Here is a 26,869-nt window from a genome sequence, read left to right as displayed (position 1 = left end):
AACTTCCTACGTTTGTAGAATAAAACCATTGACACCGCCTGACCCGAGTGTCAACATGCGTAGAACTACCCCTGCCGGTGCCCGGCAGTCCGGCCCGCCCGTCGCGGCGGGCACGAGGAAGGGGAATCCATGACGCTGCTCGAAATCCGGGACTTCACCGTGGGTGTGGTCGCCGGCGGCACCGAGCGCGAACTCGTGCGGGAGCTGTCCCTCGACCTCGCGCAGGGGCGGACGCTCTGCGTGGTCGGCGAATCCGGCAGCGGCAAGACCGTCACCGCCCTGTCGATCATCCGCCTGGTCGAGTTCGTCGCCCCGGTCCGCACCCGCGGCGAGATCGCGATCGACGGCGTGGACGTCACGAAGCTGCCCGCCGACGCGATGCGCGCCTACCGCGGCCCGCGGATCGGCATGATCTTCCAGGAGGCCCTCGATTCCCTGAACCCGGGCCGCCGGGTGGGCGGGCAGCTGGTCGAGGCCTACCGCGAAGCCGGCTCGCTGCCCGGGCAGGCGGCCCGGCGCGGCAGCCCGCTGCGCAAGCGCGCCGAGGCGAAGGCGCGGCGGCTGCTGACCGAGGTCGGGCTCGCCGACACCGACCGGATCCTGCGGCAGTACCCGCACCAGCTCTCCGGCGGCATGCAGCAGCGCGTGATGATCGCGCTCGCATTGATGGCCGACCCCGACCTGCTCATCGCCGACGAGCCGACCACGGCGCTGGACGTCACCACCCAGGCGGAGATCCTCACGCTCTTCGACCGGGTGCGCCGCGACCACGGCACCGCCTGCGTGTTCATCACCCACGACATGGGGGTCGCCGCGCGGGTGGCCGACCGGATCGCGGTGATGTACCGCGGCCGCCTGGTCGAGACCGGCTCCCGCGACGAAGTCCTGACGCGGCCCCGGCACCCCTACACCCGCGCGCTGCTCGGGTGCGTGCCGCAGCTCGGCGTCAGCCGCCGCGACGGCTTCCCGACCATCTCCCCCGCGCTGCTCGAATCCGCGATGGCCGGCGGCGTCACCGAAGCCGTCGAGACCCGCGCCCTGAAGCCCCGGCCGGACCGCGTCCTCGGCGGGCCACCGCTGACGATCACCGCGGCGTCCAAAGTGTACGGCCGAAAAGGACGGGTGCACGCCGTGCGGGAGGTCTCCCTGGAGATCCCGGCGGGCGAGTTCTTCGGCCTGGTCGGCGAGTCGGGCTCCGGCAAGTCCACCCTCGGCCGGCTGGTGACCGCGCTCGAACCGCCGACGTCGGGCACGATCGCCTTCGGCGCGCACGGGATCACGCCCGCCGGGCTGACCGGCGACGAGCGCGCGTTCCGCCGCCGCGTCCAGCTGATCTTCCAGGACCCGCAGAGTTCCCTGGACCCGCGCCACACGGCCGCGCGGATCATCGCCGAGCCGCTGAAGGAACTGACCCCGCTGCGCGGCGCCGAACTCGACCGGCGCGTCGCCGACCTGATCGACGAAGTCGGCCTGCCGGAGGACACCGCCGGGAAACTGCCTTCGCAGCTGTCCGGCGGGCAGCGCCAGCGCGTCTCCATCGCCCGCGCGATCGCTGCCGGACCCGAGCTGATCGTCGCCGACGAGCCGACGTCCGCCCTCGACGTCTCGGTGCAGGGCCAGGTCATGAACCTGCTGCTGGACCTGCGCCGTACCCGCACGCTCAGCCTGCTGTTCATCACCCACAACCTCAGCCTCGTGCTGTCGGTCGCCGACCGCGTCGGCGTGATGTACCGCGGCGAGCTGATCGAAACGGGCACGCCCGAGGAGATCCGGTTCGCCCCGCGGCACGACTACACCCGGCGGCTGCTCGCCGCCAACCCCGACCTGCCCGCCCTCCCCCACACAGGATCGACGCGCCCATGAAGAGAACTCCCCTGTTCGCCGCCCTCGCCGCCGCGGCCACGCTGCTCGCCGGCTGCATGGGGAACGCCGGCACCACGGCCGCCGCCGACGGGCCGCCGGTCCGCGGCGGCAACCTCACCGTCGCCGTCCCCACCGACCCGCAGTCGCTCGACATGGTCGCCAACCCCGGCCAGGTGACCGCGCAGATCGGCAACATGCTGTACGAGAAGCTGTTCGAGGTCGACCAGCACTTCGTCGCCCGGCCGATGCTCGTCGACACCTACGACACGAGCGCGGACCGGCTCACCTACACGTTCAAGCTCCGCCAGGGCGTCACGTTCCAGGACGGCAACCCGCTGACCGCGAACGACGTCGTCGCGAGCCTGCAGCGCTGGCAGAAGAGCCACCGCACCGGCCAGCTCGTCACCCCGGACATCGCCGCGATCGCCGCGCCGGACCCGGCGACGGTGACGATCAAGCTCAAGCGGCCGCGCTACCCGCTGATCGACGAGCTGGCCGGCGCGGGCACCGAGATCTACGAGGCCAAGAACCTCGTCGGCCTCCCGGCGACCGGTTTCGGGCAGGACAAGGCGGTCGGCACCGGGCCCTACAAGCTGAAGAGCTGGGACATCGGCCAGCAGCTCGTCCTGGAGCGCTACGCCGGGTACAAGTCACGGTCCGAAGAGGACTGGGGCGGTCAGGCCGGGGCCAAGCACGCCTACCTCGACACCGTCACCTACAAGATCGTCGGCGACCAGGACGCGCTGGTCAACGGCCTGCAGACCGGGCAGTGGGACCACGCGATGCCGGCCAACGACCAGTACGAGCAGCTCAAGGCCAACCCGAACCTCGTCGTGCACAACCTGCCCGGCGGCAACGAGAACGTCATCATCCCCAACTTCAACCCCGGCTCGAAGTTCGCCGACCCGCGGGCGCGCCAGGCGTTGAACCTGCTGCTGGACAAGCCGGCGATCAACGCGGCGACCGGTGGCAGCAAGGACCTGACGATCGAGACCGGCGCGTTCGCGTCGCCGGACAACAAGGCGTCGTACTCGACCGCCGGCGAAGACGTCTACCGGCAGCACGACCCGGCGCGCGCGAAGCAGCTGCTGGCCGAGGCCGGGATCACCGCCGGAGCGACGATCCACATCGTCACCACGAACTCCTACCCCGAGTTCGGCAAGTGGGCCGTGCTCGTCCAGGACGAGCTGGGCCGGATCGGGCTGCAGGCCAAGATCGACACCTACGACTTCGCCACGATGCTCGGCACGCTCACCAAGGACCCGGGCGGCTGGGACATCACGACGCTGTTCTTCGACTCGTCGCTGACCTCGCCCGCCCAGATGCCCGCGCTCACCCTCGGCACGCTGAACGGCTCGTCGTCGCCGGAGCTGGACGGGCTGATGACCGAGTTCAACGCCTCGACGACGCCGGAGCAGGCGAAGGCCGTCATCGACAAGCTCCAGGCCTTCACGTGGAAGCAGCTGTCGGTGATCACGCTCAGCCAGTCGAAGCTGTACGCGGCCTACAGCCCGCGGCTGAAGGGCTACGGCGACTTCTACCGCGTCTTCTGGAACGCCTGGCTGGCCGCATGACCGCCGTGCTGCTGCGCCGGCTGCGCGACCTGGCGATCATCCTGGTCATCGTCGGCACGATGATGTTCTTCGTCATCCGGCTGATCCCGGGCGACCCGGCCCAGGCCATCCTCGGCCCGACCGCGCGCCCGGCCGACGTCGCGGCGCTGCGGTCGAGCCTGGGCCTCGACGGCTCGCTCTGGCAGCAGTACCTGACCTGGGCCGGGCACGTGCTGCGCGGCGACTTCGGGACGTCGATCACCTACCACCAGCCGGTGCTCGACGTGGTCGCTTCGCACATCGTGCCGACGTTGACGCTGGCGGTGCTCTCGACGGTCCTCAGCTTCTTCCTGTCGGTGGCGATCACGGCGTGGCAGGCGGTGTCGCCGCGCAACCCGGTGGCTCGCGCGCTCGACCGGCTCTCGGCGCTCGGCATGGCGATGCCGGACTTCTGGATCTCGCTCGTGCTCGTGCTCGTCTTCTCCGTGACGCTGCGGTGGTTCCCCTCCAGCGGCTACCACGACCTGCTGACCGACCCGGTCGCCGCGGTGCCCGCGCTGGTGCTGCCGGTGACCGTGCTCGTGATCGGGCAGACCGCGTTGTTCGTGCTCACCCTGCGCGAGAGCGTGCTCGGCGAGCTGCCGCTGGCCTACCTGCGCACCGCGCGTGTCAAGGGCCTGCCCGAGCGGCGGGTGCTGCTGAAACACGTCCTGCCGAACGCGCTGATGCCGCTGGTGACGCAGCTGGGCAGCAACTTCGCCATGCTCGTCGGCGGGATCGTGATCATCGAGTCGATCTTCGTCGTGCCGGGGCTCGGCCACCTGCTGATGGGCGCGGTGTCCACTCGCGACTTCCCGCTGATCCAGGGCGTGACGTTGTTCGTCGCGGTGCTGTTCGTCCTGGTCAACCTGCTGGTCGACCTGTCGTACGCGCTGCTCGACCCGAAGGTGCGGGTCGCATGAGGAACCGCACGCTGCTCGTCGTCTCGGTGCTGCTCGGCCTGATCGTGCTGGCCGTGGTGGTGCTGCCGTTCTTCCTGCCGAGCGTCAGCGCGACCGACCCGGTGCACCGGCTGCTGCCGCCGTCGGCCGCCCACCCCCTCGGCACCGACTCGTTCGGCCGGGACGTGCTCGCCCGGCTGGTGTCCGGCGGGCGCGCGTCGCTCGGGCTGTCCGCGCTGATCACGCTGTGCGCGGCGGTCTCCGGCATGGTGATCGGCCTGGTCAGCGGCTTCTACCGGGCGGCCGACGCGGTGCTGATGCGGCTGATGGACGCGTGGATGTCGTTCCCGGCGATCATCCTCGCGATGGCGCTGGCCATCTCGCTCGGCGCGAGCATCTGGACCGAGCTGATCGCGTTGACGGTGATCTTCACGCCGTTCACCGCGCGGGTGATCCGCAGCCGCGTGCTCGGCGTGGCCGGCCGGCAGTACATCGGCGCGGCCCGGGTGTCCGGGATGAGCCGCCGGAAGATCCTGCTGGTGCACGTGTTCCCGAACGTGCTTCCGCTGGCGCTGGTGCAGGTCGTCATCCTGGCCGCGGCCGCGATGCTCGTCGACGGCGCGATGAGCTTTCTCGGCCTCGGCATCGCCCCGCCCACCCCGACCTGGGGGAACATGATCGCCGAGGGCCGCTCGTACCTGGTCGTGGCGCCGTGGCTGGTCGTGGTGCCGGGCGTGACGATCATGGTCTGCGTCTTCCTGCTCAACCTCGCCGGCTCGGCGCTGCGGCTCGCCGTCGACGCCCGGGCCCGGACGCTCAGCGACTTGCAACGCCTTCGCCGTTCCTAGATTCGCGAGAGAGGACTTCCTTGACGCTCCCGACTTCCCTGGCCGTGCGCCGGTTCGCTCCGGTCGGTCCGCCTGCCGGGCCGCCGGTGCTGTTGCTGCACGGGTTCGCCTCCGACGGGCCCACCGACTGGGTCAGCACGGGCTGGCCGGCGGCGCTCACCGCGTCCGGCCGTTCGGTGCTGGTGCCCGACCTGCCCGGGCACGGCTCCAGCCCGGCGCCGGCCGACGCGACCCCGCAAGCGGTCGTGAAGGAACTGGCGTCGGCCGTCGGTGACGTGTCCGAAGTGGACGTCGTCGGCTACTCGCTCGGCGCTCGGCTGGCGTGGGAACTGCCCGCACTGCTGCCCGTCCGGCGCCTGGTACTGGCCGGGATCAGCCCGCACGAGCCGTTCGGCGCGGTCGACGTCCAGGCGGCACTGGCTTTCGCCGGGGGCGGGAAGCTCCCGGCCGACCCGCTGACCGCGGCGATCGCCCGGATGATCACCGCGCCCGGCCGTGACCCGGTCGCCCTCGCGCACTGCATCGAGGGTCTGCGCCGGGAGCCGTTCGCACCGCGCGCCGGGACGATCACCGTGCCGACCCGGTTCGTCGCCGGCCGGGACGACCCGATCAGCCAGGGCATCGAAACCCTGGTGCCCCTGGTTCCGGGCAGCGACCTGCTGCTGGTGCCGGGCGACCACGGCGGAGCCCTGCGCGGCTTCCCCTTCCGCACGGCGGCTCTCACCTTCCTCGACACCCCCTGAAACGAGGTCGTGAGTGAGAAACAGTGTTCTGACCCTGTTTCCCACTCACGACCGGGTGGGGTTACCAGGTGCCGTCGGGGTTGACTTCGCGGTCCAGCCAGAGGTGGTCGACCGCGGTCCGGATCTCCGTGCCGTGGTTGCGGGCGAGTTCGAGGGCACCCAGGTTGTCCGTCAGCTGGGCCGCGCGGCTCACTCCGAACAGGACGTTCGCCACCGGCGCGTACGCCAGGCAGAACGCCAGGGCCAGCTGGGCGCGCGTCGCGCCGAACTCCGCCGCGATGGTGCCCAGCTCGGCGGAAGCGTCCACGATGGACTGCCGGATCCCGCCGACGTCCGCACCGATCTTCCGCGCCGGAGTCGTATTGCCCAGCAGGACGCCGCCTTCGAAGACGTCCGAGGCTTGCAGCACCAGGCGCCCGCTCGCGATGTGCTTGCCGTAGTACTCGCCTTCCGCCATCGAGCGGCGGGCGATGGAGTACTTGAGCTGCGCGAACTCCGGCGCGGGCAGACCTTCGCGAGCCGCGAAGCCGTAGGCCAGGTCGAGGTCGGCGGCGAGCCAGTTGTTGACGCCCCAGCCGCCGATCCGCCCGGCCCGCACCTGCTCGGCCACGTCGGTGACGACCCGCGGGACGTCCGGGCGCTCGCGGTAGTCCCCCACGACGACCAGGTCCGCGTGCTCGGTGCCGATCCGCCCCAGCGACGTCTCGAGCTGCTCGGCGAAACCGCTGCGCGGGTAGTCCCAGAGCCACAGCTTCCCGCACAACACGTAGTCGCCGCGGGCGATCCCGGCTTCCCGGACGGCCTCGCCGAAGAGGATGTCGGTGCGCGAGTTCTCGGCGTGCGGCCCGAAGTCGTAGTGGGCGACGTCGAACAGCGTGACGCCGGCGTCGACGGCCGTCCGCAGCAACCCGGCCGCGTCGCCGAAGTCCATCCGGTCCCAGGTGTTCCACGAGCCGAGGCCGAAGACCGATTTTCCGAGCACGCTCACGAGGTTTTCCCTTCGTTCCAGCACTTCGTTCGTCTACGATTGTAGAATGAAAACACGGATCGTGGTGGTGACCGGCGGTGCGAGCGGGATCGGCCGGGGTGTCGCCGAGGCGTTTCTCGCCGAGGGTGATCGAGTGGTCGTCGCCGATGTGGACGCGCGGGCGGCGCACGACGTCGGCCGGGAGATCGGCGCCGAGCACGTCGAGCTGGACATCTCGGACCCGGCTTCGGTCGACGCGGCCGTCAACCTGGTCGCGGACCGGTTCGGGCCGATCGACGTCCTCGTCAACAACGCCGGGCTGGCCGGGGGCGGTGGGCCGCTGACCGACCTGGACGTCGACGTCTTCGACCGGTGCGTGCGGGTCAATTTCCGCGGCACTTTCCTGATGACGCGGAGGATCGGCGCGCACATGGTCGCCGGCGGCACGCGCGGCGCGATCGTGAACGTATCGTCGATCGGCGCCCGCCAGCCGACACCCGGGCTCGGGCACTACGAAGCCACGAAGGCGGCCGTCGACGCGCTGACCCGGTCCGCGGCCGTGGAGCTGGCACCGCACGGGATCCGGGTCAACGCCGTCGCGCCGGGGCCGGTCCTGACGCCGATGACCGCCGGGTTCGCCTCCGACACCGCGGCGCGCGCGGCCTGGGAGTCCCGGATTCCGCTGGGCCGGATCGCCGATGTCGGGGACGTCGTGCCCGCGGTGGTGTTCCTGGCGGGCGCGACCCACGTCACCGGGGTGAGCCTGGCGGTGGACGGCGGCCAGCTGCTGACCTGACTATCCCTTGTGGACGATCCGGCCGCCGGTCACGGTCAGCTCGACCGCGACCGACGGCAGGCCGGCCAGTGCGACGCCGAGGGGATCGGCCGCCAGGACGCAGAAGTCGGCCGCCTTGCCCGGCTCCAGGGAACCTTTCCAAGCCGCGGATCCGTCCTGCGCGGCCGCTTCGGTCGTGTAGCACCGAAGCAGCCGCGCGGTCAGCTCGGACGTGACGCCACGCGCCCCGAGCAGCTCTCCCGCCGCCGCGAGGTGGACGCGCCAGTCGGGCGTGACGACCGGGGCGTCGCTGCTCAACGTCAGCCGGACTCCGGCCTCCAGGATGTCCCGCAACGGCCAGGCCTTCGCGGCGACGTCGTCGCCGAGTGCCGTGGCGACCATCGGCCGCATCGCGGTGGCGATCGCGGGCTGCGTGGTCAACCCGACTCCTCGCGAAGCCATCCGCCGCAGCTGCGCGGACGTGACGAGGTCGCCGTGCACGACGTGGTCACCGGCGCGCAAGTGCTCGAGCGCGACTTCGATGCTGCGTTCACCGGTCGCGTGCACGCCCACGACCAACCCGGCTCGATGGGCCGACGAGATCATCGCCGCCAGCGCGCCCGCGCGCTCCTCGTCGTCGGGCCCGTCGACGAGCAGGGCGCCGTGCGTGCCATCGGGGTAGCAGTGGTGCGTCCACGCCGTCCGCATCGGCGGGATCCCGTCGGCGAAGATCTTGACGCCGGGGACAGCGAGCCACTCCGGATCCGTCGCCGGAACCGGAGTTTCGACGCCGCGCGCGAAGTCCGCCGGCGAACTGGCGCCGTCCAGGAGGCCGAACAGGCGCAGCACGGTGACGCGCGCCCGCAGCCGGCCTTCGTGGTGCAGCGCCGCGTACTCCTCCAGGACTTCCGCCGAGAAGCACCCGGTCTCGCCGGGACCGAGCCCGGGCTCGGTGTAGCTGGTGATGCCGAGCGCCGCGCAGACGTCCCCGGCGCGCAGGATCGCGGCCCGGCGGTCCTCGGCGGTGACCACCGGGGTTTCCTCGTGCGGCGCGCCGAGCAGCGGGTGCGGCCAGCGCGCGCCGAGCCAGGTGGCGTGCAGGTGCGTGTCGTTGATGCCGGGCAGCACCGTACGGCCGGCGAGGTCGACGACCTCGGTGTCCCGTCCGATGTGGCCGGCGACATCCCCGACCGCGGTGATGCGGCCGTCCCGCACGGCCAGGCCGTCCGCCACCGTGCCCGCCGCGTCGAAGGTGCGGACCGGTCCCCCGTGGACCACCAGGTCCGCCGGGCGGATCCGTTGTGCCGTCATGGTTTCCTCCCGGCCCTGGACTTTTTCTTCCACTACTGTAGACTAAAAAGATGGCTCTGCCCACCCACACCGACGCCGCCGTCCTCACCGGCCACCACGCGCCCCTCGAACTGCGCGAGCTCCCGCTCCCCGCGGAACCGGAACCCGGCGCGGCCCTCGTCCGGCTCACCTGCACGACGTTGTGCGGCACCGATGTCCACCTCTGGTCGGGGCAGCTGAGCCTGCCCGGCATGCTGCCGATGGTGCTGGGCCACGAGATGGTCGGCGAAGTCGTCGCCACCGGAGCCGGCACGACCGACACGCTCGGCCGGGAAATCCGGCCCGGCGACCGGATCGGCTGGTCGGAGTCGACGTGCGGGAAGTGCCACGGCTGCACGATCCTGCGCGAACCGGTGGCGTGCGAAAGCCGCGGCTACGGCTTCCTGCAGCGCGCCGACCGGTTCCCCTACGCCACCGGCGGGCTGGCTCGGCACTGCTACGTCACGCCCGGCGCGGCGAAGCTCCTGCTGCCGGACGACGTCGAGGACACCTGGGCCTCCATGTCCGGCTGCGCGGGCAAGACCGTGCTGCGCGCGGTCGCGCGGTCCGGCGGCATCCGTCCGAACGCGACCGTCGTCGTCCAGGGCGCCGGCGCGCTCGGTGTGTTCGCCACGGCGGTCGCGCGGCTCTGCGGCGCCGGCACGGTGATCACCGTCGGCGGTCCCGACGACCGCCTGGCGGTGGCGGACCGGTTCGGGGCCACCGCGACCGTGTCCGTCGAGTCCACTCCGGACGAACGTGTCGAGCGCGTGCGCGAGCTGACCGGCGGCCGCGGTGCGGACCACGTCTTCGACTTCGCGGGCGGCCCGACCGTCGGCGAAGAAGCCGTCGCCTTCGCCGCCCAGCGCGGGACGATCGCGATCGTCGGGTCGACCGGCCCGGCGCCGTCGGCCGTGCCGCTGGGCACGGTGATGGGCAAGGAGCTGACCATCGCCGGCTCGCTCAACGGCGACATCGCCGACTACCACCGCTCGGTGGAGTTCTTCCGCGCCTTCGCCGGGCGGATGCCCTGGGCGGAGCTGTTCAGCGCGCCGGTCGGGCTGGCGGGCGCGTCCGCCGCCGTCGAGTCGATGTCCCGGCTCGGCGAGCTCAAAGCCGTCATCGACCCCCGACTACCCTAGGAGTTCGGAGTGCGCATCCCCCAGCGCCGCATCGGCCGCGACGGCCCGCTCACCGGCGTCCTGTCCCTCGGCTCGTGGCACACCTACGACCGGATGGACTTCCGCGAAGCCGTCACCCTGCTGCAGACGGCCGTCGACGCCGGGATCAGCCTGTTCGACGTCGGCGTGTACGGCCTGCCCGGCAGCCCGCCGGTGTTCACCGACGTGCTGTTCTCCGCCATGGTCCGGGCCGCCGGCCTGCGCCGGGAGGACTACCTGCTGTCGGCGAAGCTGTGGCTCGAGGGCTATCCCGGGCACAGCCTGCGCGCCCAGCTGGAGAACGCTTTCTTCCGCGCCGGTGTCTCGCACGCCGACCTCGTCGTCCTCGGCGACCTGCGGCGCGACGACACCGACCTGCACGCCCTCGTCACCGACCTCGCCGAGCTGCGCGCGGCAGGGCTGATCGGGCAGTGGGGCGTCAACAACTGGTCGGCGTCGGCGATCAAGGCGGTGCACGGCTTCGCCATCGCCGACGGGGTTCCCGGGCCGGCGATCGCGCAGCTGAAGTACAGCGTCGCCCGCCGGTCCATTCCGGACGGTGACCCGTTCGCCTCGGTGTTCTCCCTCGGCGTTTCGCTCCAGGCGTCCGACGTCTTCGAAGGCGGGGTGCTGCTCGGGAAGGGCGGACGTCAGGTCGGCCGGGACCCGGGAGACGTCCGGCAGCGGATCGCCGGCTCGGCCGCCGGGCTCGCGGAGGCCGCCGCGAGCGTCGGGGCGACGCCGGCGCAGCTGTGCCTGGCCTTCACCCTCACCCACCCGGCGAACACGACGACGTTGTTCGGCGCCACCAGCGTTTCGCAGTTGGAGGACAACCTGGCGGCGGTCTCGTTGGTGGACCGCGTGGGCGCGGCGGAGCTGCGCGCGCTGGTGGAGCCGTTCTGGGCGGACCGCGGCGTCGTCGACCCGGAGGGGCCGTGAACCTGTCCGCCGAGAACCTGGCCGAAGTCCGCGCCGCCGTCCGAGCGGACAACCTTGCCCCGGCGGAAGCGATCGGCGACCGGGACATCGTGTGGTCGGACCACGTCCTCGACGGCGGGGTGGTCGTCACGGTCCTGCGGCCGCGGCGCGCGCGGCCGGACGCGCCCGGGCTGTACAGCATCCACGGGGGCGGGATGGTGCTGGACGACCGGTTCGCCGACCTGCCCCGGCTGGTGGCGTTGATCGAGGAGTTCGGGTTCGTCTGCGCGACGGTCGAGTACCGCCTCGCCCCGGAGCACCCGCACCCGGCGCCGCTTGACGACTGCTACGCGGGTCTCGTGTGGTTCGCGTCGGCCTTCGGCTTCGCCCAGCTGATCGTGGGCGGTGGCAGTGCCGGCGGCGGGCTGAGCGCGGGGGTGGCGTTGCTGGCGCGTGACCGCGGCGGGCCGGCATTGGCGGGTCAGCTGCTGCTGTGCCCGATGCTCGACGACCGGACGTCGGCGGACCTCCCGGACCTCGTGTGGACCCGCGAGGCCAACGACTTCGGCTGGCGCAGTCTCCTGAACGGGCAGACCTCGCCGTACGCGGCCCCGGCGCGGATGGCGGATCTGAGCGGACTGCCGCCGGCGTTCGTCGAGGTCGGCGGGGCGGAGCTGTTCCGCGACGAGGACGTGGCGTACGCCCAGCGGCTCGCGCAGGCCGGGGTGCCGACGGAACTGCACGTCTGGGCCGGCGCCCACCACGGCTTCGACCGGTTCGCCCCGGACGCGGAAGTGACGCGCGCGGCCCTGGCGACGCGGTCGTCGTGGTTGCGCCGGCTGCTCAACCGCCGAGGATGAACCGCGCGGCCTGCTCCCCCACCAGGATCGCCGGGGCGTTGGTGTTGCCCGTCGTGACGCGGGGCAGCACCGACGCGTCCGCGACGAACAGACCTGCCAGGCCGTGCACCGCCAGCCGCGGGTCCACCACCGCGTCGGCGCCGGTGCCCATCCGGCAGGTGCCGACCTGGTGGTGGTACGTGATGGCCGTCCGGCGGACGTACTCGCGGACGTCGTCGGACGGGCCGGGGTACCGCTGCCGGGCGCCCCAGTCCGAAGCCAGCGCCGGCGCCCGGCCAACCTCGACGCACTGCTCGACCGACGCCACCAGGCTCTCGAAGTCCGCCGGCTCGGCCAGCGCACCCAGGTCGATCAGCGGCGAGCCGTCCGGCGCCAGCCGCAGGCTGCCCCGGCTCGCCGGCGTCACCATTCCGGCCATCAGCGAGAACCCCGTCGGCGGCCCGGACATCCACGGCTCGTACATCGGCACGCTGAAGCAGATCGGCTGCGTGTCCGGCACCGCGAGCCCCGGGCGGCTGCGCCAGAACCAGTGCACCTGCGTCACCGACCGACCGGAAACCGGCGGCTCGACCTCGCGGGAAGTCGTGAAGACGACCGGTGAGAGCAGGTGGTCGTGCAGGTTCCGGCCCACGCCGGGCAGGTCCGCGACGACGTCGACGCCGAGCGCGCGCAGCTCGTCCGCCGGGCCGACGCCGCTGCGGAGCAGGATCGCGGGCGACGCCAGTGCGCCGGCGGCGAGGACCACCAGGTCCGCCGGCAGCTCCCGCACCTCATCGCCGATCGACGCCACCACCCCGGTCATCCGCGAACCCGAAAAGACCAGCCGGTGCACCACCGCTCCCGTGTGGACGGTCATCCGCGAAGCCACCGGAAGGCCGTAAGCGTGCCAGGTGTTAAAGCGCCTTCCGTCGCGCGCGGTGATCTGCTCGACGGACACTCCGTCCAGGGACCCGCTGTTGTAGTCCGGGTTCACCGGCAATCCCACCGAGACGCAGGCGTCCACTATGGACCGCTGGATCGGGTGCAGCGGCTCGTTCGGCACGACCTCCAGGAGGTCCTCCTCGATCCGCGCGAACACCGGCTCGACGTCGGCCCAGGTCCAGCCGGGCAGCCCCCAGCCGTCGTAGTCGGCGGGCGCGCCGCGGACCCAGATCATCGCGTTGAGCGCGTGCGATCCGCCCAGCACGCGACCGCGCGGCAAGTGCAGCCGCCGGCCGGCCGCGTGCGGCTGCGGGACCGTGTACAGGTCCCAGTCCTCGGGACCGTGCCACAGTTCCCCGGCCCGTGCGGGGTCGTGGATGGCCGGGTTCCGGTCGGGACCACCCGCTTCGAGCAGCGTCACCGCCGCGCCCGCGTCGACCAGCCGCCGCGCCACCACCGAGCCGGCCGAGCCGGCACCCACCACGATCACGTCCATGCGCCCCAGCCTGACGCGCGCCCGATCGCGCGGGACGCATCCCTTCGCGGTCGGTCAACGGGCATGCGTGAGCGGACAAGACCCGAGGCCGCCCGGCGCCCGATACTCGGCTCACCGAAGGCCGAGGAGGAACCGGGGATGGCGACACGCCTGTGCATCGACGGACAGTGGACCGAAGCCGGCGGCGGTGTCCTCCCGACGCGCGACCCCGCCACCGGCCGGGTGCTCGAAGAGGTCGGCACCGCGTCGAAGGCCGACGTCGACGCCGCCGTCGCGGCCGCCCGGCGCGCACTGAGCGCCCCGGAGTGGGCGGGGCTGCTGCCCGTGCGGCGGGCCGCGCTGCTGTTCCGGCTGGCCGACCTCGTCGAGCAGCACCACGAAGAGCTGGCCCGCTTGGAGACGCTCGACCAGGGGCAGCCGATCGGCGTCTCCCGGCAGGTGAGCGTGACCGGCGCGGCGGAGCACTTCCGCTACTTCGCGGGCTGGGTGACGAAGCTGCAGGGCACGACCAACCCGGTGTCCTTCCCGGACACCCTGCACTACACGCGCCGCGAGCCGGTCGGGGTGAACGCGCTGATCACGCCGTGGAACTTCCCGCTGATGATCCTCGCCTGGAAGCTCGCCCCGGCGCTCGCCACCGGCAACACGGTGGTGATCAAGCCCAGCGAGGTCACCCCGCTGACCAGCATCCGCCTGGTCGAACTGGTCCACGACGCCGGCATCCCGGCGGGCGTGGTCAACCTCGTCACCGGCGACGGCGCGGTCGGGGCCCTGCTGACCGAGCATCCGGACGTGGACCACGTCTCCTACACGGGCTCGACGGCGGTCGGGAAGCTGATCACCGCGGCGAGCGCGGCGTCCAACCTCAAGCGGCTCACCCTCGAACTCGGCGGCAAGGCGCCCAGCATCATCGCGGCCGACGCCGACCTCGACGCCGCCGTCGCGGGCAACCTCGCCGGGGCGACGCTCAACACCGGCCAGGTCTGCGCCGCGTACACGCGCTTCTACGTCGACCGCAAGCGCGAGCAGGAGTTCGTCGAGAAGTTGGCGCGCGGCCTGGAGGGCTTGCGGCTCGGCCCGGGCACCGACGAGGCCACGCAACTTGGCCCGCTGGTGTCGGAGAAGCATCGCGAGCACGTCGACTTCCTCGTCGGCACCGGCCGCGAGCAGGGCGCCGACCTGGTCACCGGCGGCGCGCCGGTCGACGGCGACGGCTACTTCTACGCCCCGACGCTGTTCGCCGGCGTCCGCGACGACATGGCGATCATGCGCGAGGAGATCTTCGGCCCGGTCCTGGCCGTGACGGCCTACGACGACGGCGACGAGCTCCTCGGCCGCGTCAACGACACCGAGTACGGCCTCGCCGCGACGGTCTGGACGCGCGACCTGCGCACGGCCCAGCGGTACGCCGACGGCATCCGGGCCGGCGCGGTGTTCGTCAACATGCCGCCGATCCCGGACATGGCGGCGCCGTGGGGCGGCTACAAGGCGTCCGGCTGGGGCCGCGAAATGGGCCCGTGGGCGCTCGACGCGTACACCGAAGTCAAGTCCGTCTGGCTCCACTACGGCGGGTGAAAGGGGGTTTCCCCACGCCACAGATCGTATATCATTTGAGATACCTTCTCCGAACCGGCAGGCAGGACCACGGATGACGACCCTCCCGCAGCGGCCCGGCAAGATCATCGCGCTGCACATCGGCTACCGCTCCCGCGCCGCTCAGCGCGGCCGGGTGCCCGAGCAGCCGTCGTACTTCCTCAAGCCTTCGACGTCGGTCGCGGCGAGCGGCGCCGCGCTCGAACGCCCGGCGGGCACCGAGCTGCTGGGCTTCGAAGGCGAGATCGCGCTGGTCATCGGCCGTACCGCCCGCCGGGTCGCCCCCGAGGACGGCTGGTCGTACGTCGGCGGCGTCACCGCCGCCAACGACTTCGGCGTCTACGACCTCCGCTACGCCGACAAGGGCAGCAACCTGCGCTCGAAGGGCGGCGACGGCTTCACCCCGCTCGGCCCGGCGGTGCTGCCCGCCACCGACGTCGACCCGGCCGCGCTGCGGCTGCGGACCTGGCTCAACGGCGAACTGGTCCAGGAGGACACCACCGGCGATCTGCTCTTCGGCTTCGGCCGGCTGGTCGCGGACCTCTCGCAGCTGATCACCCTCGACCCCGGCGACGTCGTCCTGACCGGCACGCCCGCGGGCGCGTCGGTCGCCGTCCCCGGCGACGTCGTCGAGGTCGAGGTCGACACCGCCGGGCACACCACCGGCCGGCTGGTCACGCCGATCACCGAGGGGACCGTCCCCTTCGGACCGTACGGCGCGCTCCCCCACGTGGACGAGCAGCAGCGGGCGGACGCGTACGGAACGTCCACACCGGACTTCGTGCTGACCGAGGACCTCAAGCGGCGCCTCGAATCCGTGGGTACCGCGACGCTGTCCGCCCAGCTGCGCAAGCGCGGCTACAACGCGGTGTCCATCGACGGCTTGACGTCCACGCGACCCGGCGCCCGGTTGACCGGCCGCGCGCGGACCCTGCGGTACCTGCCCTACCGCGAAGACCTCTTCAAAGAACACGGCGGCGGCTACAACGCGCAGAAGCGGGCGATCGACGGCCTCGGCCCCGGTGACGTCCTGGTCATGGAGGCCCGCGGCGAACGCGGCACCGGCACGGTCGGCGACATCCTCGCGCTGCGGGCGCAGGTGCGTGGCGCGGCCGGGATCGTCACCGACGGCGGCGTGCGCGACCTGGCCGCGGTGTCCGCTTTGGACATTCCCACCTACCACGCCGGGCCGCACCCGGCCGTGCTCGGCCGCCGGCACGTGCCGTGGGACGTCGACGTCGCGATCGCCTGCGGCGGCGCCGCCGTGTGCCCCGGCGACGTGATCGCCGGGGACGGCGACGGCGTCCTGGTCATCCCGCCGGCCCTCGTCGAAGAGGTCGTCGACGCGGCGATCGAGCAGGAGCTGCAGGAGACGTTCATCGCCGAGCAGGTCGCCGCGGGCGAGCGCGTCGAAGGCCTCTACCCGATGGACGAGCACTGGCGCGGGAGGTACGCCGCATGGCTCGCGAAACGGTGAACGGCACCGCGCTGAGCAAGTCGCGGATCGCCTACGAGTGGATCAAGGCCCGGATCGCCGACGGCACCTTCTCCCCCGGCTACCGGCTCGTCCTCGGCCAGCTCGCGCACGAACTCGGCGTCAGCGTCGTGCCGATCCGCGAGGCCATCCGGCTCCTGGAAGCCGAAGGCCTCGTCACGTTCGAACGGCACGTCGGCGCGCAGGTCGCGATGGTCGACGAACGCGAGTACCAGCACACGATGCAGACCCTCGCGCTCGTCGAGGGCTACGCCGCCGCGCTCGCCGCGCCGGTGCTCCCACCCGGAGCACTCGAGCGGGCCCGGGCGCTGAACGCCGAGCTGGCGGACTGCCTCGGGCACTTCGAGCCGGCCCGGTTCACCGCGCTCAACCGCGACTTCCACGCCGTGCTGTTCGACGCCTGCCCCAACCCCCAGGTCCTCGACCTGGTCCGGCGCGGCTGGGACCGGCTGAGCGGCCTGCGCACCTCGACGTTCAGCTTCGTCCCCGGCCGGGCCCGGCAGTCCGTGGCCGAGCACGAGCACATCCTCGGCCTGCTCGACGCCGGCGCTCCGGCCGCCGACGTCGAACACGCCGTCCGCGCCCACCGGCTGGCGACGCTCGACGCGTACCTCGCCCACCGCCACCCCTGACCCAGGAAGGACCCCCATGCGCTTCCGCTCCGACCCCCAGGCCATCCGCGGGTCGATCGCGCCGCTGATGACGCCGTTCACGGCCGACGGCGCCGTCGACCACGACGGCCTGACGAACCTCGTCCGCTGGCAGCTCGCGGCCGGCTCGCACGGCATCTCGATCGGCGGTTCCACCGGCGAACCGGGTTCCCAGACGGTCGCCGAGCGCGCCGAGGCGATCCGGACGGTGGCCGCCGAGGTCGGCGACCGCGTCCCGTTCGTCCCGGGCACCGGTTCGGCGAAGCTCGACGAGACCCTGGAGCTGACCGCGCTGGCGCGGGACGCCGGCATCGACGCGGCGCTGGTCATCACGCCGTACTACGCGCGGCCCACGCAGGACGCGCTGTTCGTCTGGTACCGCACGGTCTGCCGCGAGTTCCCCGACCTGCCGATCGTCGCCTACAACGTGCCGAGCCGGACCGCGGTCGACCTCGCGCCGGAGACGGTCGCGCGCCTGTTCCGGTCGTGCGGCAACTTCGTGGGGATCAAGGAGACGACGAAGGACTTCGAGCACTTCTCCCGTGTGCTGCACCTGTGCGGGCGCGAGCTGCTGGTGTGGTCCGGGATCGAGCTGCTCTGCCTGCCGCTGCTGGCCCTCGGCGGTGCCGGGTTCGTCAGCGCGACGGCCAACATCGCCCCGGCCGCGTGCGCGGAGATGTACACCGCGTGGCAGTCCGGCGACCACGAGCGGGCGCGGGAAATCCACTACGGCCTGCACCCCCTGGTCGACCTGCTGTTCGTCGAGACCAACCCGGCGCCGGGCAAGTGGGTGCTGGAGCAGCGCGGGCTGATCGCCTCCGGGCACGTCCGGCCGCCGCTGATCCCGCCGACCGAGTCCGGCGTCGCGCGGATCACCGACCTGATGGCCGAAGGCGAAAAGTATCTCACGCCGGCCGAAGGCTTCACCGTGGAAGGAAAGCGATGACCCACTACGTCCCGGAAGGGCTGCCGGGCGAGCTCAAGCACTACATCGGCGGTGAGCTCGTCGACAGCGTCTCGGGCAAGACGTTCGACGTGCTCGACCCGGTGTCGAACACCCCGTACGTCACCGCGGCCGCGGGCCAGGCCGAGGACGTCGACCGGGCCGTCGCCGCGGCGCGCACGGCGTTCACCGACGGGCCGTGGCCGCGGATGCTGCCCCGGGCCCGCGCGCGGATCCTGAACAAGATCGCCGACGCCGTCGAGGCGCAGGACGCGCGGCTCGCCGAGCTGGAGACGTTCGACACCGGCCTGCCCATCACCCAGGCGCTCGGGCAGGCGCGGCGCGCGGCCGAGAACTTCCGGTTCTTCGCCGACCTCGTCGTGGCGCAGGCCGACGACACCTACCAGGTGCCCGGGCGGCAGGTGAACTACGTGCACCGCAAGCCGGTCGGGGTCGCCGGGTTGATCACGCCGTGGAACACGCCGTTCATGCTGGAGAGCTGGAAGCTCGCCCCCGCACTGGCTTCCGGGTGCACGGTGGTGCTCAAGCCGGCCGAGTTCACGCCGCTGTCGGCGAGCCTGTGGGCGGGGATCTTCGCCGGCGCCGGGCTGCCGGACGGCGTGTTCAACCTCGTCAACGGCTTCGGCGAAGAGGCGGGCGACGCGCTCGTCAAGCACCCGGACGTGCCGCTGATCTCGTTCACCGGCGAGACCACGACCGGGCAGACGATCTACCGCAACTGCGCGGGGCACCTCAAGGGCATGTCGATGGAGCTGGGCGGCAAGTCCCCGGCGATCGTGTTCGCCGACGCGGACCTCGACGCCGCGCTCGACTCGACGCTGTTCGGCGTGTTCTCGCTCAACGGCGAACGCTGCACGGCGGGCAGCCGGATCCTCGTCGAGCGTTCGATCTACGACGAGTTCTGTTCCCGGTACGCCGAACGGGCGGCGAACATCGTCGTCGGCGACCCGCACGACCCGGCCACCGAAGTCGGCGCGCTGGTCCACCCGGAGCACTACGAGAAGGTGATGCGGTACGTCGAGCTGGGCAAGTCCGAGGGCCGGCTGCTCGCCGGCGGCGGGCGTCCGTCCGGATTGGACACCGGAAACTACGTGGCGCCGACGGTGTTCGCCGATGTGCCGCCGTCCGCTCGCATCTTCCAGGAAGAGATCTTCGGACCGGTCGTCGCGCTGACGCCGTTCGACACCGAAGCCGAAGCCCTGGCGCTGGCCAACGACGTCAAGTACGGGCTCGCGGCGTATCTGTGGACGTCCACTTTGGAGCGGGCGCACACCTTCGCGCAGTCCGTCGAGGCCGGGATGGTCTGGCTGAACTCGCACAACGTCCGCGACCTGCGGACGCCGTTCGGCGGGGTCAAGGCGTCCGGCCTCGGCCACGAAGGCGGCTACCGCTCGCTCGACTTCTACACCCACCAGCAGGCGATCCACGTGTCGCTCGGGCCGGTGCACACGGCCCGGTTCGGCAGCGTCCGGAAGGGACAGTCATGACCGCCACCCCGCCGGACGTCCTCCGCTGCGCGTACGCCGAACTCGTCGTCACCGACCTCGCCGCGTCGCGGGCGTTCTACGTCGACGTGCTCGGGCTCGTCGTGACCCACGAAGATTCCGAGGCGCTCTACCTGCGGGCCTTCGAGGAGTACCTGCACCATTCGCTGGTGCTGCGCAAGGGGTCCACGCCCGCGCTGGCCGTGCTCGCCTACCGCGTCCGCGCCCCTCTCGATCTCGACCTGGCCGAAGAGTACTACCGCTCGCTCGGCTGCCGGGTCGAGCGGCGCGCGGCGGGCGCCACGCGCGGCATCGGCGAGGCGGTGCGGGTCGTCGACCCGCTCGGGTTCCCGGTCGAGTTCTTCCACGAGGCCGAGCACGTCGAGCGGTTCACGCAGCGCTACGACGTCCACGGCGCCGGCGCACTGTCGCGATTGGACCACTTCAACGTGGACACTCCCGACGTCCCGGCGGCCCGGAAGTACTACGAGGGCCTGGGTTTCCGCGTGTCGGAGGACATTCAGGACGAGGAGGGCACGGTGTACGCGGCCTGGATGTTCCGCAAGCCGACGGTCCACGACGTCGCCCTGACCGGCGGCGACGGCCCGCGGCTGCACCACATCGCGTTCGCGTCCCACGAACGCCACCAGATCCTGCACATCTGCGACCACCTCGGCGCGCTGCGCAAGCCCGGCATGATCGAGCGCGGCCCGGGCCGGCACGGCGTCTCGAACGCGTTCTACCTCTACGTCCGGGACCCGGACGGGCACCGCATCGAGATCTACACGCACGACTACTACACCGGCGACCCGGACAACCCGGTGATCACGTGGGACGTCCACGACAACCAGCGCCGCGACTGGTGGGGCAACCCGGTGGTGCCGAGCTGGTACACCGACGCGTCGGTGGTGCTGGACCTGGCCGGCGAGGTCCAGCCCGTCGTCGCACGGGCCGAGCCGCGCGAAGCCGACGTCACCATCGGCGCGGACGGGTTCTCCTTCAGCACCGGGGAGGCGGAGTTCAAGCTAGGCGAGCAGGTCTGAGAACCAGGCCCGCGAGCGGTCCAGGGCGTCGATCTGGTGGTCGCGTTCGCGGAGCGAGTGGTTCTCGCGCGGGTAGACGACGAACTCGTGGTGCCGGTCGCCGAGGGCGCGGTGCAGGAGTTCGGCTTGCGACAGCGGGACGTTGGTGTCGCCCTCGCCGTGCAGGATGAGGACGGGCGTGCGGATGCGGTGGGCGTGGGTGATCGGGCTGTTGTCCCGGCCGCCCAGTGCCGCTTCGAACCGGCTGTGCTCGCCGGTCGCGGCCAAGAGCGGCCAGTCGATGACGCCGGCGCCGACCACGGCCGCTTTGAAGCGGTCGGTCTGCGTGACCGCCCAGGCGGCGAAGAACCCGCCGTGGCTCCAGCCGCCGATGCCGAGCCGGGCTTCGTCGGCGACGCCGGCTTCGACGAGGACGTCGATGCCGGCGAGGACGTCGGTGAACTCCGCACCGCCGACGTCCCCGGCGACACTCGCCGCGAAGGCGTGGCCATGGCCCATGCCGCCGCGCGCGTTCGGGAGGAACACCGCGAACCCGGCCGCGGCGAGCCACTGGCCGGAGGGGTACCAGCCGAGGTGGAAGCGGTCGGCGTAGCGGTCGTACGGGCCGCCGTGGACGAGCGTGACGAGGGGGAACGGGCCGTCGGCCCGCGTTGTGCCGGGCGGCAGGATCAGGAGACCGTCGAGGGCCAGGCCGTCGGGGGCGCGGTAGGCCAGCCGCTGCTGGGTGCCCCAAGTGCCTGGTGGAGCCGGCGCGCTGACGCGTTTCAGGCCGTGTGGCGCGCCGGCGTGGATTTCCTCGGGCACGGCTGCGGTGCTCACGGCGAGCGCGATCGTGCCGCCGTCCCGGCTCGCGGTGAGGGAGGTGCCGTGGACTTCGGTGACCTCGGTGAAGGTCCTCCCGCCGGGCTCGAGGCGGCGCAGCGTCGTGTCCAGGCCGTCGGCGAACAAGGCGAGGGGTGGGCCGGTGTCGACCTGGGTGAGTTCGATCGGGCAGCTGTCCAGGCCCGCGGTGAGGTTGTCGCCGTTGTCGAAGACCGCGGTGCCACCGATGAGACCCGGCGGGGTCAGGCCCAGGTAGGCGAGGTGCCACTCGGTGCCGTCGTGCCACCAGGCCGGGTGGGACGCCTCGAGAGCCGGGGTGGGTTGGTCACGGGTCTCGCCGGTGGTGAGGTCGACGAAGTGGAGGCCGGGTTCGAAGACGCCGGGCTCGCGATCGGCGCAGGACCAGGTGAGGACGGCGAGGGTGGTCCCGTCCGGCCGGGCGGCGACTTCGCGCACGTGCCGGCGGCCGAGGTCGCCGAGGGGCTTGACGGCGGAGGTGCGGAGGTCGAGCAGCCAGAGCCGATCGGGGCGGTCGGCGGTGTCCCAGCGGCCCGGCGGATCGGTGCGGGCTTCGCGTTCGCCGGCGCGGAAACTCTCCGGCCGCACGCCGCCGCCATCAGCCTCCGCAGCGGTCCGGGGCTCGGCCGGTCGCTCCCCACGGCCATCGGCTTCCCCGGCCCGCGGCACGGTCCGCACCCGCGGATCACCCGGCCGTTCCCCGGGATCCGGCGCGATCACGACCACCGACTCCGAGAGCGGAACATGGCCACTGATACCCACCGGCCAGCCGGTGAGCTGCTCGGGCTCACCGCCGTCGAGTGCGATCCGGTGCAGCTGCGCCGTTCCCCGCTCGGCACGATCCGACAGGAAGAACACCGAACCCGAGTCCGGCGCCCACCGCGGCACGTGGTTTTCCGCAACCGCCCCGGCAGCCAGCTCCCGAGGAGCCGCACTGCCATCAGCAGGTGCCAGCCACAACTCGCTCACCGGGTGCTTCCCCGCCCGGCCCACCGGTGCCGTCCGGTGGACGACCCACCGGCCGTCCGGGGAGACCCGCGGATCGCGCGGCACTTTCCGGTCCACCGCAGTTTCCGCGTTCAGCACCCGGCCCAGTGTGCCGCAAACCGATCAGCCGGGGGCCAGCGTTCCCAGCAGTTCCTCGTGCCGGCCCGGCTCGCGCAGCTCCGGGGCCTCCAACGTCCCGGCGTCCGGGTCGCCGGCACGGACCGCCGCCAGGAAGCGGACGACCGCACGGGGTTCGGGGAGTACTTCGCCGCCCAGGTAGGACAGCACCGTCGCGCCGCCGGCGTCCTCGATCGCCGCCGCCCAGCCGTTCGCCTCGTCCCAGACCAGGGCCAGGTCGTGTTCGGCGAACCGGCTCAGGCGCCAGTCGAGCGCGATGTACGCCGCCGCGGGGGTGCCCGCGTCCAGTGTGCAGGATTCCAGCCCGACCCCCACCGCGCGGGCCACCGCGGCGACGTACCCGCGCAACCCCCGCTCGAACGAGAACTCCGTGTCGCGCCCGAAATCGATCAGAATGCTCAACGCCGCCTCGCTTTCCCCGTCCCGCCGCGGGATCCCCGCGGTCCGAGCGCCGGATACCCCGCCACCGCCGCGATCAACCCCGATCGGCTGACGTCATCAATCCGGCGACATCTCACTTGTCATCGTTTCGATGACATGTTAGAACGGTAGTAACAGAACCACCACGAGAAAGGTCCAGTCCCCCGTGACCGCATCGATCGCGCTGCCGACCGGTTACCAGCACCCCGCCGTCCCCGCGCTGCTCGACTACCTGCGTGACGTCACCGCCGAGCTCGGGATCGGCCTCGAGTCGTGCACCCTCGACCACGACGCGCCGCTGTCGGCGTACGTCGCCCTCGACACGCGGCTGCCGCACTACCCCGACCGTGACGTCGCGCTCCTCTGGGACGAGGAACGCGGCTGGGCGGCCGCCGTCGAGACGCACTCCGGCGAGGACCTGATCGTCCTGCGCTACCTGGGCGGCCCGACGGTGGCTCCGGCGCCGCGGCGGGTCGCGCGGTTCGTCACCGCGCTGCACGAGGACGACCACACCGTCGGCCGCCCCGACCCCGTCGAGCTGCGGTCCGCGACCGACGCCGGGCTCGCCGCCCTCCTGCGCCGGTCATGACGCTCCCCCTGCCGGAGAGCTTCGCCCTGACCCTTCGCGGCTATGACCGGGACCAGGTCGACGAGCGGATCGACGAGCTGCTCACCGAGATCCGCCTGCTCACCGCCGACCGCGACGCCGCGGTCGCCGAAGCGGAGACCCTCGCGCGGCGGCTCGAACAGGCTCGCTCCGACAACGCCGCGTTGCGGGCCCGCGCCGACCGCCTGTGCCGGACGCCCGCCGACCCGGCCGCGGTCGGAGACCGCGTGCGGCAGCTGCTCGAGCTGGCCCACGCCGAAGCCGACGGCGTCGTCGCGGCAGCCCGGCAGCGAGCCGCGGCGATCGTCCGCGAAGCCGAGGAAACGGCGGCCCGGAAACTCGACGACGCCCGGGCCCGCGCGGCCGGCGAAGCCGACTACGCCCGGCGCCGCGCCGAGCACCTGGCCGCCGTCGAACGCCGGACCGCCGAGCGGCTGCGGAAGATCGACGCGTTCCTGGCCGAAGCGGCGGAACTGCTCGAAGAGGACACCCCGCTGCACGCCGCCGCCTGAACCGTTCCCGCCTGCCGGGACGGACCGGAAAACCGGGCCGGGACGGCGCGGTGCGCCCGCCGTCGGCGTGAGGCAGGATCGGACTCGTGACCATCGATCAGGCCGGGGTGCCGGAAGCCCCGCCGTTCCCCGAACACGAGGCCCGCGTCGACGCGCTGCGGCGGCAGCTCACGGCGATCGCCGGCGAAGCGACCGTCCGGCTCGCGAAGCGCACCTCCAACCTCTTCCGGTCCCGGGCCGCCGCGAAGCACCCCGGGCTGGACGTCTCCGGCTTCACCCACGTGCTGCGCGTCGACCCCGAAAGCCGCACCGCCGACGTCGAAGGGATGGTCACCTACGAACAGCTCGTCGACGCCACCCTGCCGCACGGCCTGATGCCGCTGGTCGTGCCGCAGCTGAAGACCATCACCCTCGGCGGCGCGGTGACCGGCCTCGGCATCGAGTCCTCGTCGTTCCGCAACGGCATGCCGCACGAGTCGGTGCTCGAGCTCGAGGTGCTCACCGGCGACGGCCGGATCGTCGTCGCGACGCCGGACAACGAGCACCAGGACCTCTTCCGCGGCTTCCCCAACTCCTACGGCACCCTCGGCTACGCGCTGCGCCTGAAGATCGTCCTCGAGCCGGTCAAGCCGTTCGTGGCGCTGCGGCACGTCCGCTACCGCGACCGGGACACGTACTTCCGGGCCCTCACGGAAGCCTGCGACAGCGGCGAGCACGACTTCGTCGACGGCACGGTCTTCGGCCCCGACGAGCTCTACCTGACCCTGGCGAGCTTCACCGACACCGCGCCCGCGACGAGCGACTACACCTGGCTGGACATCTACTACCGCTCGATCCAGCGGCGGGAAACCGACCACCTCACCGTCCGCGACTACCTCTGGCGCTGGGACACCGACTGGTTCTGGTGCTCGCGCGCGTTCGGCGTCCAGCACCGGCTGCCGCGGCTGCTGCTAGGCCGCCGGTTCCTGCGGTCCTCGGTCTACTGGAAGGCCGTGGCGCTCGACCGCCGGTTCCGGATCGCCGAGCGGCTGCTCAAGCTGCGTCGCCTCCCCCCGGAGGAGACGATCGTGCAGGACATCGAGGTCCCGATCGGGCGCGCCGCGGAGTTCCTCGAGTTCTTCGAACGGGAGATCCCGATCAGCCCGGTCTGGATCTGCCCGCTGCGGCAGCGCCCCGGCGGCGTGCGCTGGCCGCTCTACGAGCTGGACCCCGACGCGCTGTACGTCAACTTCGGGTTCTGGTCGGCCGTCCCGCTCGACCCCGGCGAGCGCGACGGCGTGCACAACCGGATGATCGAAGCCGAGGTCACCCGGCTGGGCGGGCACAAGTCGCTCTACTCGGACAGCTTCTACGCCGAGGACGAGTTCTGGCGGCTGTACAACGGTGCCGCCTACCGGGACCTCAAGCGGACCTACGACCCGGGCGGGCGGCTGCTCGGCCTCTACGAGAAATGCGTCCGCCGCCGGTGAAAGGAACGAACGTGAACCAGGCAAGCATCCCGGTCGGCGAGGTCTTCGAGCGCCTGCTCGGCCCCCGCGCGACCGTGTCGATCACCGCCTACGACGGCAGCAGCAGCGGCCCGGCCGACGCGCCGGTCGCGATCCGGGTGCACTCGCCCCTGGCCCTGGACTACCTGATGTCCTCCCCCGGCGACCTCGGCCTCGCTCGCGCGTACGTCGCCGGCGCGCTCGACGTCGACGGCGACCTCTACACCGCGCTGCACGCGCTGGCGGCCCAGGTCGACCAGCTCAGCGCCGCCGACCGGCTGTGGCTGCTGCGCAAGCTCGGCCCGCGCCACCTGCGCGTGGTCAAGCCGCCCGCCGAGGAGCACCCGAGCCGGTTCCGGCGCGGGCTGACCGCGCTGCGGCACTCGAAGGGCCGCGACAGCGAGGCCATCGCCAGCCACTACGACGTGTCCAACCGGTTCTACGAACTGGTCCTCGGCCCGTCGATGGCCTACACGTGCGCGGTGTTCCCGGAGGCGGGCTCCTCCCTGGAGGAGGCGCAGTACCACAAGTTCGACCTGGTCTGCCGCAAGCTCGGCCTCCAGCCCGGGATGAAGCTGCTCGACGTCGGCTGCGGCTGGGGCGGCATGGTCGCGCACGCCGTCCGGCACTACGGCGTCGAGGCGCTCGGGGTCACGCTTTCGCGCGAGCAGGCCCAGTGGGCACAGAAGAACATCGTCGCCCTCGGGCTGGCCGACCGCGCCGAGATCCGCCACCTCGACTACCGGGACGTCACCGAGACCGGGTTCGACGCGATCTCCTCGATCGGCCTCACCGAGCACATCGGCGCCCGCAACGTGCCCGGCTACTTCCGGTTCCTCGCGGAGAAGCTCAAGCCGCACGGGCGGCTGCTCAACCACTGCATCACCAACCCGGACAGCAGCGTCGCCCACCGCTCGCGCGGGTTCATCGACCGGTACGTCTTCCCGGACGGCGAGCTCGAGGCCCCCGGCGAGCTGATGACCGCGATGCACGACGCCGGGCTGGAGGTCCGGCACTCGGAGAACCTCCGCGAGCACTACGCGCTGACCCTGGCCGGGTGGTGCGCGAACCTCGACGAGCACTGGGACGAGGCCGTCGCCGAGGCGGGCGCCGGGCGCAGCCGGGTGTGGGCGCTGTACCTCGCGGCCTGCCGGCTGGCGTTCGAACGCCGGGAGATCGAGCTGCACCAGATCCTCGGGGTGCGGACCGACCGCGAGGGCGGGATGGGCATGCCGCTGCGCCCCGATTGGGGAGTTTGACCACCGGGGCTGGCCT

The 26,869-nt window shown here is 72.2% G+C and carries 24 protein-coding genes; 19 read left to right on the top strand and 5 right to left on the bottom strand.

The features are described from left to right. The first annotated feature begins 129 nt into the window (after positions 1–129). From ACERZO_RS13155 to ACERZO_RS13135, 5 genes are read left to right on the top strand one after another with little or no spacing between them, the layout of a single operon-like run. Positions 130–1,863, top strand: coding sequence for a dipeptide ABC transporter ATP-binding protein (locus tag ACERZO_RS13155; protein ID WP_372664890.1), 1,734 nt, complete (start codon positions 130–132; stop codon positions 1,861–1,863). Beyond that, a complete protein-coding gene (locus tag ACERZO_RS13150) occupies positions 1,860–3,437 on the top strand; it encodes an ABC transporter substrate-binding protein (RefSeq protein ID WP_372664889.1) in 1,578 nt (525 codons plus the stop codon). The genes ACERZO_RS13155 and ACERZO_RS13150 overlap by 4 nt, the downstream gene beginning before the upstream one ends. Continuing rightward, positions 3,434–4,378 carry an ABC transporter permease gene (locus tag ACERZO_RS13145; protein WP_372664888.1) on the top strand — a complete coding sequence of 315 codons (945 nt, stop codon included), beginning with the start codon at positions 3,434–3,436 and terminating at the stop codon, positions 4,376–4,378. The genes ACERZO_RS13150 and ACERZO_RS13145 overlap by 4 nt, the downstream gene beginning before the upstream one ends. After that, positions 4,375–5,205 (top strand): ABC transporter permease, encoded by an 831-nt coding sequence (locus tag ACERZO_RS13140; RefSeq protein WP_372664887.1) that lies wholly within the window; start codon positions 4,375–4,377, stop codon positions 5,203–5,205. Before ACERZO_RS13145 ends, ACERZO_RS13140 begins: the two co-directional genes overlap by 4 nt. 20 nt (positions 5,206–5,225) lie before the next feature. Continuing rightward, on the top strand, positions 5,226–5,948 hold the full coding sequence (locus ACERZO_RS13135; RefSeq protein WP_372664886.1) for an alpha/beta fold hydrolase: 723 nt from the start codon (positions 5,226–5,228) through the stop codon (positions 5,946–5,948). Between the two features lie 61 nt (positions 5,949–6,009). Here the strand turns inward: ACERZO_RS13135 and ACERZO_RS13130 are convergent, their stop codons facing one another. Then, positions 6,010–6,936 carry an aldo/keto reductase gene (locus ACERZO_RS13130; protein WP_372664885.1) on the bottom strand — a complete coding sequence of 309 codons (927 nt, stop codon included), beginning with the start codon at positions 6,934–6,936 and terminating at the stop codon, positions 6,010–6,012. 46 nt (positions 6,937–6,982) lie between these two features. On the opposite strand from ACERZO_RS13130, the gene ACERZO_RS13125 reads away from it, so the two are divergent. Next, positions 6,983–7,711, top strand: coding sequence for an SDR family NAD(P)-dependent oxidoreductase (locus ACERZO_RS13125; RefSeq protein ID WP_372664884.1), 729 nt, complete (start codon positions 6,983–6,985; stop codon positions 7,709–7,711). Here ACERZO_RS13125 and ACERZO_RS13120 read toward each other — a convergent pair whose 3' ends face one another. Next, positions 7,712–9,001, bottom strand: a complete 1,290-nt coding sequence (locus ACERZO_RS13120; protein ID WP_372664883.1) for an amidohydrolase — start codon at positions 8,999–9,001, stop codon at positions 7,712–7,714. A gap of 50 nt (positions 9,002–9,051) precedes the next feature. Here ACERZO_RS13120 and ACERZO_RS13115 point away from each other — a divergent pair, with 50 nt between their 5' ends. Genes ACERZO_RS13115 through ACERZO_RS13105 form a run of 3 tightly spaced genes read left to right on the top strand, consistent with a single transcriptional unit; the run spans position 9,052 to position 11,957 of the window. After that, positions 9,052–10,161, top strand: a complete 1,110-nt coding sequence (locus tag ACERZO_RS13115; protein WP_372664882.1) for a zinc-binding dehydrogenase — start codon at positions 9,052–9,054, stop codon at positions 10,159–10,161. A 9-nt stretch (positions 10,162–10,170) separates the two neighbouring features. Continuing rightward, on the top strand, positions 10,171–11,118 hold the full coding sequence (locus ACERZO_RS13110) for an aldo/keto reductase (RefSeq protein ID WP_372664881.1): 948 nt from the start codon (positions 10,171–10,173) through the stop codon (positions 11,116–11,118). Next, on the top strand, positions 11,115–11,957 hold the full coding sequence (locus ACERZO_RS13105; protein WP_372664880.1) for an alpha/beta hydrolase: 843 nt from the start codon (positions 11,115–11,117) through the stop codon (positions 11,955–11,957). Before ACERZO_RS13110 ends, ACERZO_RS13105 begins: the two co-directional genes overlap by 4 nt. On the opposite strand, the gene ACERZO_RS13100 is transcribed toward ACERZO_RS13105, so the two are convergent. Further along, entirely contained in the window at positions 11,941–13,374 is a 1,434-nt protein-coding gene (locus ACERZO_RS13100; RefSeq protein ID WP_372664879.1) for a GMC family oxidoreductase, read from the bottom strand. The genes ACERZO_RS13105 and ACERZO_RS13100 overlap by 17 nt on opposite strands. Positions 13,375–13,512: 138 nt before the next feature. Here ACERZO_RS13100 and ACERZO_RS13095 point away from each other — a divergent pair, with 138 nt between their 5' ends. The 6 genes from ACERZO_RS13095 to hpaD all read left to right on the top strand — a co-directional run bounded on the left by ACERZO_RS13095 (position 13,513) and on the right by hpaD (position 20,603). After that, on the top strand, positions 13,513–14,949 hold the full coding sequence (locus ACERZO_RS13095) for an aldehyde dehydrogenase family protein (RefSeq protein WP_372664878.1): 1,437 nt from the start codon (positions 13,513–13,515) through the stop codon (positions 14,947–14,949). Between the two features lie 73 nt (positions 14,950–15,022). Continuing rightward, the gene (locus ACERZO_RS13090) at positions 15,023–16,444 is read left to right on the top strand and encodes a fumarylacetoacetate hydrolase family protein (protein ID WP_372664877.1); all 1,422 of its coding nucleotides are present in this window, start codon (positions 15,023–15,025) and stop codon (positions 16,442–16,444) included. Next, positions 16,426–17,094: a GntR family transcriptional regulator gene (locus ACERZO_RS13085; RefSeq protein WP_372664876.1), complete on the top strand. Its 669-nt coding sequence runs from the start codon at positions 16,426–16,428 to the stop codon at positions 17,092–17,094. The genes ACERZO_RS13090 and ACERZO_RS13085 overlap by 19 nt, the downstream gene beginning before the upstream one ends. 16 nt (positions 17,095–17,110) lie before the next feature. Next, positions 17,111–18,058 carry a 4-hydroxy-tetrahydrodipicolinate synthase gene (gene dapA / locus ACERZO_RS13080; protein ID WP_372664875.1) on the top strand — a complete coding sequence of 316 codons (948 nt, stop codon included), beginning with the start codon at positions 17,111–17,113 and terminating at the stop codon, positions 18,056–18,058. Beyond that, entirely contained in the window at positions 18,055–19,563 is a 1,509-nt protein-coding gene (hpaE, locus tag ACERZO_RS13075; protein ID WP_372664874.1) for a 5-carboxymethyl-2-hydroxymuconate semialdehyde dehydrogenase, read from the top strand. Before dapA ends, hpaE begins: the two co-directional genes overlap by 4 nt. Next, entirely contained in the window at positions 19,560–20,603 is a 1,044-nt protein-coding gene (hpaD, locus tag ACERZO_RS13070; RefSeq protein ID WP_372664873.1) for a 3,4-dihydroxyphenylacetate 2,3-dioxygenase, read from the top strand. The genes hpaE and hpaD overlap by 4 nt, the downstream gene beginning before the upstream one ends. On the opposite strand, the gene ACERZO_RS13065 is transcribed toward hpaD, so the two are convergent. Both ACERZO_RS13065 and ACERZO_RS13060 read right to left on the bottom strand, forming a co-directional pair. Then, positions 20,586–22,529, bottom strand: coding sequence for a S9 family peptidase (locus ACERZO_RS13065; RefSeq protein WP_372664872.1), 1,944 nt, complete (start codon positions 22,527–22,529; stop codon positions 20,586–20,588). The two genes, hpaD and ACERZO_RS13065, sit on opposite strands and share 18 nt — an antisense overlap. Before the next feature lie 24 nt (positions 22,530–22,553). After that, on the bottom strand, positions 22,554–22,970 hold the full coding sequence (locus ACERZO_RS13060; RefSeq protein ID WP_372664871.1) for a DUF6292 family protein: 417 nt from the start codon (positions 22,968–22,970) through the stop codon (positions 22,554–22,556). Between the two features lie 184 nt (positions 22,971–23,154). Here ACERZO_RS13060 and ACERZO_RS13055 point away from each other — a divergent pair, with 184 nt between their 5' ends. From ACERZO_RS13055 to ACERZO_RS13040, 4 genes are all read left to right on the top strand, one after another. Further along, positions 23,155–23,577 (top strand): DUF6292 family protein, encoded by a 423-nt coding sequence (locus tag ACERZO_RS13055; RefSeq protein WP_372664870.1) that lies wholly within the window; start codon positions 23,155–23,157, stop codon positions 23,575–23,577. Continuing rightward, entirely contained in the window at positions 23,574–24,107 is a 534-nt protein-coding gene (locus ACERZO_RS13050; protein WP_372664869.1) for a hypothetical protein, read from the top strand. Before ACERZO_RS13055 ends, ACERZO_RS13050 begins: the two co-directional genes overlap by 4 nt. 86 nt (positions 24,108–24,193) lie before the next feature. Continuing rightward, positions 24,194–25,576 carry an FAD-binding oxidoreductase gene (locus ACERZO_RS13045; protein ID WP_372664868.1) on the top strand — a complete coding sequence of 461 codons (1,383 nt, stop codon included), beginning with the start codon at positions 24,194–24,196 and terminating at the stop codon, positions 25,574–25,576. After that, entirely contained in the window at positions 25,558–26,853 is a 1,296-nt protein-coding gene (locus ACERZO_RS13040) for a class I SAM-dependent methyltransferase (protein WP_372664867.1), read from the top strand. The genes ACERZO_RS13045 and ACERZO_RS13040 overlap by 19 nt, the downstream gene beginning before the upstream one ends. Positions 26,854–26,869 lie beyond the last annotated feature (16 nt).

Source organism: Amycolatopsis kentuckyensis (assembly GCF_041679295.1).
GTDB lineage: Bacteria > Actinomycetota > Actinomycetes > Mycobacteriales > Pseudonocardiaceae > Amycolatopsis > Amycolatopsis kentuckyensis_A.
The sequence above is the reverse complement of the archived record's forward strand: the minus strand, read 5'-3'. Positions and strand labels throughout refer to the sequence as shown.

What these genes read in the sequence shown, in the direction of transcription:
- ACERZO_RS13155 (WP_372664890.1), top strand. Translation starts at nt 130, where the DNA reads ATGACGCTGCTCGAAATCCGGGACTTCACCGTGGGTGTGGTCGCCGGC.
- ACERZO_RS13150 (WP_372664889.1), top strand. Translation starts at nt 1,860, where the DNA reads ATGAAGAGAACTCCCCTGTTCGCCGCCCTCGCCGCCGCGGCCACGCTG.
- ACERZO_RS13145 (WP_372664888.1), top strand. Translation starts at nt 3,434, where the DNA reads ATGACCGCCGTGCTGCTGCGCCGGCTGCGCGACCTGGCGATCATCCTG.
- ACERZO_RS13140 (WP_372664887.1), top strand. Translation starts at nt 4,375, where the DNA reads ATGAGGAACCGCACGCTGCTCGTCGTCTCGGTGCTGCTCGGCCTGATC.
- ACERZO_RS13125 (WP_372664884.1), top strand. Translation starts at nt 6,983, where the DNA reads ATGAAAACACGGATCGTGGTGGTGACCGGCGGTGCGAGCGGGATCGGC.
- ACERZO_RS13120 (WP_372664883.1), bottom strand. Translation starts at nt 9,001, where the DNA reads ATGACGGCACAACGGATCCGCCCGGCGGACCTGGTGGTCCACGGGGGA.
- ACERZO_RS13115 (WP_372664882.1), top strand. Translation starts at nt 9,052, where the DNA reads ATGGCTCTGCCCACCCACACCGACGCCGCCGTCCTCACCGGCCACCAC.
- ACERZO_RS13100 (WP_372664879.1), bottom strand. Translation starts at nt 13,374, where the DNA reads ATGGACGTGATCGTGGTGGGTGCCGGCTCGGCCGGCTCGGTGGTGGCG.
- ACERZO_RS13095 (WP_372664878.1), top strand. Translation starts at nt 13,513, where the DNA reads ATGGCGACACGCCTGTGCATCGACGGACAGTGGACCGAAGCCGGCGGC.
- ACERZO_RS13090 (WP_372664877.1), top strand. Translation starts at nt 15,023, where the DNA reads ATGACGACCCTCCCGCAGCGGCCCGGCAAGATCATCGCGCTGCACATC.
- ACERZO_RS13085 (WP_372664876.1), top strand. Translation starts at nt 16,426, where the DNA reads ATGGCTCGCGAAACGGTGAACGGCACCGCGCTGAGCAAGTCGCGGATC.
- dapA (WP_372664875.1), top strand. Translation starts at nt 17,111, where the DNA reads ATGCGCTTCCGCTCCGACCCCCAGGCCATCCGCGGGTCGATCGCGCCG.
- hpaE (WP_372664874.1), top strand. Translation starts at nt 18,055, where the DNA reads ATGACCCACTACGTCCCGGAAGGGCTGCCGGGCGAGCTCAAGCACTAC.
- hpaD (WP_372664873.1), top strand. Translation starts at nt 19,560, where the DNA reads ATGACCGCCACCCCGCCGGACGTCCTCCGCTGCGCGTACGCCGAACTC.
- ACERZO_RS13050 (WP_372664869.1), top strand. Translation starts at nt 23,574, where the DNA reads ATGACGCTCCCCCTGCCGGAGAGCTTCGCCCTGACCCTTCGCGGCTAT.
- ACERZO_RS13040 (WP_372664867.1), top strand. Translation starts at nt 25,558, where the DNA reads ATGCGTCCGCCGCCGGTGAAAGGAACGAACGTGAACCAGGCAAGCATC.